The organism is Planctomycetota bacterium (assembly GCA_016125255.1).
Taxonomy (GTDB): domain Bacteria; phylum Planctomycetota; class Phycisphaerae; order Phycisphaerales; family Zrk34; genus RI-421.
The window spans coordinates 57,876-64,332 of sequence record WGMD01000016.1 but is presented as its reverse complement, the minus strand read 5'-3'; the positions used below and the strand labels follow the sequence as shown (position 1 = coordinate 64,332).

5 protein-coding genes are annotated in these 6,457 nt (G+C 59.2%); 2 read left to right on the top strand and 3 right to left on the bottom strand.

Annotation, left to right across the window (positions count from 1 at the left end; translation table 11 throughout):
• Positions 1-1,241 precede the first annotated feature (1,241 nt).
• Both GC162_13420 and GC162_13415 read left to right on the top strand, forming a co-directional pair.
• Entirely contained in the window at positions 1,242-1,574 is a 333-nt protein-coding gene (locus GC162_13420; protein MBI1369639.1) for a hypothetical protein, read from the top strand.
• Positions 1,561-2,016: a hypothetical protein gene (locus GC162_13415; protein ID MBI1369638.1), complete on the top strand. Its 456-nt coding sequence runs from the start codon at positions 1,561-1,563 to the stop codon at positions 2,014-2,016. The genes GC162_13420 and GC162_13415 overlap by 14 nt, the downstream gene beginning before the upstream one ends.
• Positions 2,017-2,077: 61 nt before the next feature.
• Here GC162_13415 and GC162_13410 read toward each other — a convergent pair whose 3' ends face one another.
• The 3 genes from GC162_13410 to GC162_13400 form a co-directional block, all read right to left on the bottom strand.
• Positions 2,078-2,425 (bottom strand): hypothetical protein, encoded by a 348-nt coding sequence (locus GC162_13410; GenBank protein ID MBI1369637.1) that lies wholly within the window; start codon positions 2,423-2,425, stop codon positions 2,078-2,080.
• A gap of 488 nt (positions 2,426-2,913) precedes the next feature.
• A complete protein-coding gene (locus tag GC162_13405) occupies positions 2,914-4,305 on the bottom strand; it encodes a DUF1501 domain-containing protein (GenBank protein ID MBI1369636.1) in 1,392 nt (463 codons plus the stop codon).
• A gap of 64 nt (positions 4,306-4,369) precedes the next feature.
• Positions 4,370-6,352 carry a DUF1553 domain-containing protein gene (locus tag GC162_13400; protein ID MBI1369635.1) on the bottom strand — a complete coding sequence of 661 codons (1,983 nt, stop codon included), beginning with the start codon at positions 6,350-6,352 and terminating at the stop codon, positions 4,370-4,372.
• Positions 6,353-6,457: the final 105 nt, after the last annotated feature.

Below are 6,457 nucleotides of genomic sequence, written 5' to 3'. Positions count from 1 at the left end.
TGAAACAAAATTGGAGGTTGAATAATTCATGGAACGCCGCGCGAATGTCACCGCTCAAACTTTGGATATGGGTCCGTCATGCGTGGTGGGTCCGCTGCGCTTGACCCACCCTACCTCGCTGGCGACTCGGCACCATATTTAATGACATACGGCCACGAAATATTGGTGGTGTGAATAATTTGATATTCGATCCGGCTTGGCACCCATTGGCACGCGTAACAGTAACGACCGGGGTGGCAATAACGGGTGGTCTATCAGCCGCGTTGCTTTATTACTTGTATATGGCAAATAGAAATAAGGCAAACTGATGAGTCTGACTTACCCTATTCCGTTCGTGGCTTTTTCAATTTGCTGGTATATATTTATGGAATATATTAGAGGTAGACCAGCCACATCAGACAGGGCCAGTTTTATTTTAAAGATTGTCAATCCGATAGTGGCGATTCTAATTGTAATTATTGGATTGATAACTTGGACTTGGTGACACGTTAATTCAAATATTCCTGCTGCCGGCATTATGACTAACCAAAGCCCCAATCAACTTCTCGTCGGTTTCACGGCGGGTTACGACAAGGCGTCGAACCGGCTGTTTGAGCGGCATCTGCATAATCCGCTGTTCAGCCATCTGTATCCGGCCGATCAGCCAAGTAGGTCCGGGCCTGCCCGGACACGAGAGCCGAGAGTTGATGGACATTTGAGTTGGCGACCCTTGCGAATGAGTGTATCGATTGAAAACTCGAGGTCCGGTTTGCAAGGCGTGTCCGGGCTGGCCCGGACCTACAAAACTAGAATTCCATTCAATATTCGTCATAATGCAGAAGGGGAAGAAGGCCAATAATCTGTAATCGTAGGAGTTGTTTTGAATGAATTGGAACCAATCTATCGAAAATCTTGAAGCTTACTGTTGCAAGTATTTCAGCTATTTGGTTTCTGAATGTAATTGCGCAGGACCTGATATCTGGGGTACGAAATACATGAGGGCAATTAGTTATGCCAACCCGACGACAATGGTCATAATTTCCGTGTCCAGACATTCGTGCAGTCTAGATATTACGATGTCGCGCAGGTGGCACATGCCATAATGGTTTTCAAAACTACAGCATTGGTATCCGACAAATCCCTATTCGCCGTTTTGGTTGTTCAATTCGCGAGGATTGCCACCAAGAATCGATCGCGATAACTATCGTGACTCACATGAGTGCGTCGTCGCATTTCTTGCTGAGGCTGTAAGACAAAAGGCAATGGATGTTCTCGAAGGAAGATTCGGTGTAATCAAGCAAGTTCAGAGAAGTGGCGTTCGCGAATGCGCTCAAATGTTGAGAAGTGAACCAAATCCAATACTACAGAAATCTATTCGTGCTTGGCAGGGAAGGGTGCAAACAGCTATCTGGCTGCTAACTTCTGGAAAGCCAATTGATCTTAAAATTGCAACCCAAATGAGAGAAAGCCTTGTGCTGGTAGGCGAGTGGCTCGATTCTGTCTATGTGCAGAATGAAATTAGTATTCTTGCGTGGCCGAGCGAGCCAATTCTTACAAAAAGATGGGATGGAGTACTAAATAATGAGCATACTTAACCCCAACCAACTCCTCCTCGGCTTCACGGCGGGTTACGACAAGGCGTCGAACCGGCTGTTTGAGCGGCATCTGCATAATCCGCTCTTCAGCCATCTGTATCCGGCCGACCAGTACGACTCGGCCAACCGCCTGCTCGAAGTGAAGCGCGGCAAGCTCGACCCCGGCATGTCGCCGCCTTCGACGATCACCATCCCTGCCGCCGACGAAATCAAGCTCCGCGGGGCCGACATGTCGCGCAGCTACAACCTCGACCTCGTCGGCAACTGGACCGACACTGAATACACCCCCGTCGGCGACACGTCTCCGACGACCGATGACCGCGATCCCAATGAGCTTAACCAGTCCACCAAGCTCAACGGCAACGACGTTTCCTACGACGCCAACGGCAATCTCCTTGACGATGGCGCCCTGACCTATCAGTTTCGTAGGGCGGGTCATTGACCCGCGCCGTTGGATCGAGAGGTCACGACAAACCGCGCGGGTCGATGACCCGCCCTACGCATCATTGCACTTTCCCAGACAAACATCGTTTGAGGATGCGGATGCTCAGGCGGCCGTCGCGGTGGCCGTCGGTGGGGTCGAGGGCTTGGAGTTCGGTGAGGATGTCGGCGGTGGTGAGGGTTCCTTTTTCCTGAAGGGCGGAGAGGAGGGAGGCGAGGGCGAGGGTCAGGAAGCCGACGTCGTGTTCGAGGTCGTCGAGGCGCATTTTGAGGGCTTCGCGGGTGGCTTCGTCGCGGAGGCGGGCGGCGCGGGCGGCGTCGGACTCGGTGCGGTTTTGCTGTTGCATCTGTTCGAGGGACGGGCCCAGGGAAGGGGCGTGGCGGTTGAAGAGGTAGTCGAAGAGGTTCATGGGTCATCCTCGCAATGAAGGAACGAACGGGGAAGATGCGTACATCTGATGAGGAATCCTATCCGGGGCTTCCTGCTTCGCGAAGCGCTACGCAGGACGGGCGTCGCGGCGCTTCGCTACGGGCGGAATGAGAATGTGCAAAGGGCGGCGCATGGGGAGTGCGCTTTTCGCGCACGGGCGCGGCAAAAAGCGCACGGGGGAGGCAAAAGGCGCATGAAGGCGACGCACGGGTGTTATAAGTTCTGAAAACGCGCGCACCGGCGCGCCCAACCCCGGTGCGCCGGTGCGCACGGGCGCGCCCGTGCGCGTCAAGCGACGAAGTGGTGCGCGAAAATGTGAGATATTGCTGCGGGAATCGAGGCGCACGGGGATGGGGGAATTTCGCGGATTTGCCGGGCGGGTGCGCGGAGGGGATGTGATCAGGGAGAGCCCGCCGCCCGTTCGACGGGCTCACGGCGGGAGGCGGCGTCGCTCAACGGGGGTGTTGATCAGGCGAGGATTTCGTGGATGACGTGGGCTTCTTCGTCGACGGTGGTGAGGCGTTGGTCGAGGCCCTGGAAGCGGAAGGTGAGTTTGTCGTGCTGGAGGCCGAGCTGGTGGAGGATGGTGGCGTGGAGGTCGTGGATGTTGAGTCGGTTTTCGACGGCTTTATAGCCGAATTCGTCGGTTGAGCCGAAGGTCAGGCCGGGCTTGATGCCGCCGCCGGCGAGGAAGCAGGAGAAGCCGAAGGGGTTGTGATCGCGGCCGTTGGCGCCTTGTGCGAAGGGGGTTCGGCCGAACTCGCCGGACCAGAGGACGAGGGTTTCGTCGAGCATACCGCGGGCTTTGAGGTCACGGATCAGGGCGGCGATGGGCTGATCGACGGCGCGGGCGTTGTTTTCGTGGCCCTCCTTGAGATTGCCGTGTTGATCCCATCGGTCGCCGCCGACCTTGGGGCAGGTCAGTTCGATGAAGCGGACGCCGCGTTCGACGAGGCGTCGGGCGACGAGGCATTGCGCGGCGAAGATTTGGGTGGGTTTGTATTTGGCGTCGAGGCCGTACATGCGGCGCGTCGCTTCGGATTCGCCGGACATATCCATCAGATCGGGGACGGCGATCTGCATGCGGTAGGCGAGTTCGTAGTTGGCGATGGCGGATTCGAGCGCGTCGACGTGGCCCATGCGGTCGAGGCCGGCGGCGTCGAGTTGGTGCATGAGGGCGAGCTTGCGGAGTTGCTGCTCGGGCGTGCGTTCGGTGCGATTGATGTTGGCGACGGGATTGGCGCCGGTCTGGAAGATGGAGCCCTGATAGCTGGCGGGGAGGTAGCCGGTGTTGAAGCAATCGAGGCCGCCGGGCGGGATGAGTCCGCCGTTGAGGACGATAAACGACGGCAAATTGCGGCATTCGGTGCCGAGTCCGTAGCCGACCCATGCCCCGATGCTCGGGCGGCCCTGAAGCCCGTTGCCCGTGTGCAGGAAGTAGTTGGCGTTCGTGTGCTCGGAGAATTTGCTCGTCATCGAACGAATGATCGTCAGGTCATCCACGATCTGCCCGACATGCGGAAACAGGTCGCTGACGGGCGTGCCGCTTTCGCCATACCGGCGGAATTTCCACGGACTGGCGAGCGTGTTGCCATTGTTGTTGAACTGCGTCGGCTCCATCTTCGTCGGAAACGGCTTGCCGTTGTACTTATCAAGCATCGGCTTCGGATCGAACGTATCGACCTGCGACGGCCCGCCGTCCATATACAGAAAGATCACGCTGCGCGCCTTGGGCGCAAAGTGCGGCATGCGCGGCTCGAACGGATTGCTCCGCACTTCGCGCACACTCGCCTTCGCAGACGACGCGAGCATTGCAGACAGCGCCAGCGATCCGAAACCCGCCGCGCTCTGTGCGAGCATCTGCCGGCGCGTCATCGGCGTGGGGAGAAATCGTCCGCAGTGGTGATGCATCGTTTCGTCCTCGCTAGTGCAGGAAAATGAATTCCTTGACGTTCATGAGCACATGCCCCAGATCCGCCCACACCGCCGGGTCCGATGAATCGCCGACGAAGTCGAGCGCCTCCGCCAACTCGCGTTCGTCCGGCTTACGACAGAACGCGCGCTCGTACATCGACTCGACGCGCTGCTTTGGCGTCGCCTGCTTGTCATCACAAACATGCTTCGCCCACAGCTTCGCCTGATCGACGACGAACGGATCATTCATCATGATCAGCGCCTGAGCGGGCACATTGGAAATCGTCCGCATCGGCCGGGCCGTGTACGGAATCGGCATGTCGAACGCGAGCATCATCGGCGGCAGGAAATTGCGGCGAATCGAGGTGTAAACGCTTCGCCGACCGTCGCCGTCGAGCGGTCCGGATTTGGGCCGACCGCGGCCTTCCATGAACGGTGTCAAATACACATCGACCGACGGCCCGTACGCCCGATCGTTGAGCCGCCCGCTGACGGCGAGAATCTCATCGCGAATCGCTTCGCCCTCCAGACGGCGAATGTTCGTGCGGTGCAGCAGTTTGTTCTGCGGGTCGATCTCCTCCGCGTGTTCATCGAGCGGGCGCGAATCCATGCGATACGTGCGGCTCAACACGATCGCGCGGACCATCGCCTTGTTCGACCACTTCAATTCATGCGTGAAGCGCCACGCCAGATGATCGAGCAGTTGCGGATGGGTGGGCTCCGCGCCCAGCACGCCGAGATTGTCGATTGTCGCGACGATCCCGCGCCCGAACAGATGGTGCCAGATGCGATTGACCTGCACGCGCGAGACGAACGGGTCTTTCGCGTCATCAACAATCTGCTGCGCCAGTTCGAGTCGGCCCGAACCGGTCGCGGGGGCGGGATGATCGAGCCCGCCCAGCGCTTCGAGGAACCGGCGCGGCACCGTGTCGCCCGGCGACTTGTAGCTGCCGCGGATGAAGACGGCGTTGTCCTCGCCCGATCCGTCGAACATCGCCGGGGCCAGATGCGAATCGGTCTTGATCTGCGTGATGAGCGTCTGTCGCCTGCTCGCATATTCGGCGGCGGCGGTGTTCGTCGCCGACCGCGGAAAAAGGTCGGTGCGGGTAAGGATCACGTTCGCCAGCGCCGCCATATCCGCCGCGTCGGGCGAACCGACGATTTTATCGGCGGCAAATCGATCCAGCGCCTGCGTCAATAGTTTGCCGTACGCCACAGCCAGCGCGTCGGGCGTCGTGATCGCTTCGTCTTCGAGCATGGTCGCCACGACCGCGTTTCCCTCCGGCACCGCCGGGCGATCGTCGGCGAGAACAACACGCAGCAACTCGAACGGCTTGTCGCCATGCGGCGTGAACTCAACATGAGCATTGTGCCCCGTGTAGTCGCGCACATTGTGCTCGACCCAGCGGAGCTTGCCGACCGGATCGTCAAAGGTCTGATACATCGATGCGTGCAGCGGGCCTTTGTTAAGACGATGCGAATCGATCGTGACATACGCACCGACGGAGCCGCGTATCAGATAGAAAAGCCGCTGACCATTGAGCGTGAACGTCGGCGAGTGGATTGAGCGGCCCTGTGCGCCCTCGTGGTTGCGAACACTGCCTTCGTCGGCCTCCGTCTGCGGCGCCAGGGCAATCTTGTTCCAGATCATGCCCTGCACCGCCGCGGACTGAGTCACGACGCCCGTCAACGCATGACCCGACAGCCCGTCCACTCGCAGATCACCCGGCCGCTGCGGACGCACGCCGAAGATGACGCTGTCGGTGATCCATGCGTCCGCCCCCGCCTTCGCGTAATCGAGAATCACCTGCTCATGCAGATCCGCAGCGCTGTTCCGCTGCGCCTCGACCGACTGCTGGCGAATCGTCTGCATCCGCTCCGGCGAAGCATCGCGATCCGGGCCGATCACGGCAAATGCATGAAAAGCGTCATCACCATGCTTCCGCGCCTCGCGCAGTTCGCTGACCCATGCCTCGAGCAGCGCCGGGTCCATCTTCGCCCCCGCCGCAATCTCCGCAGCCGGCGTTTGGGCCGTCAACGCCTGACGCGCCGCCTTAAGATAATCCGCCGCATGTTCCACTGCCGGTCGACACGCCGC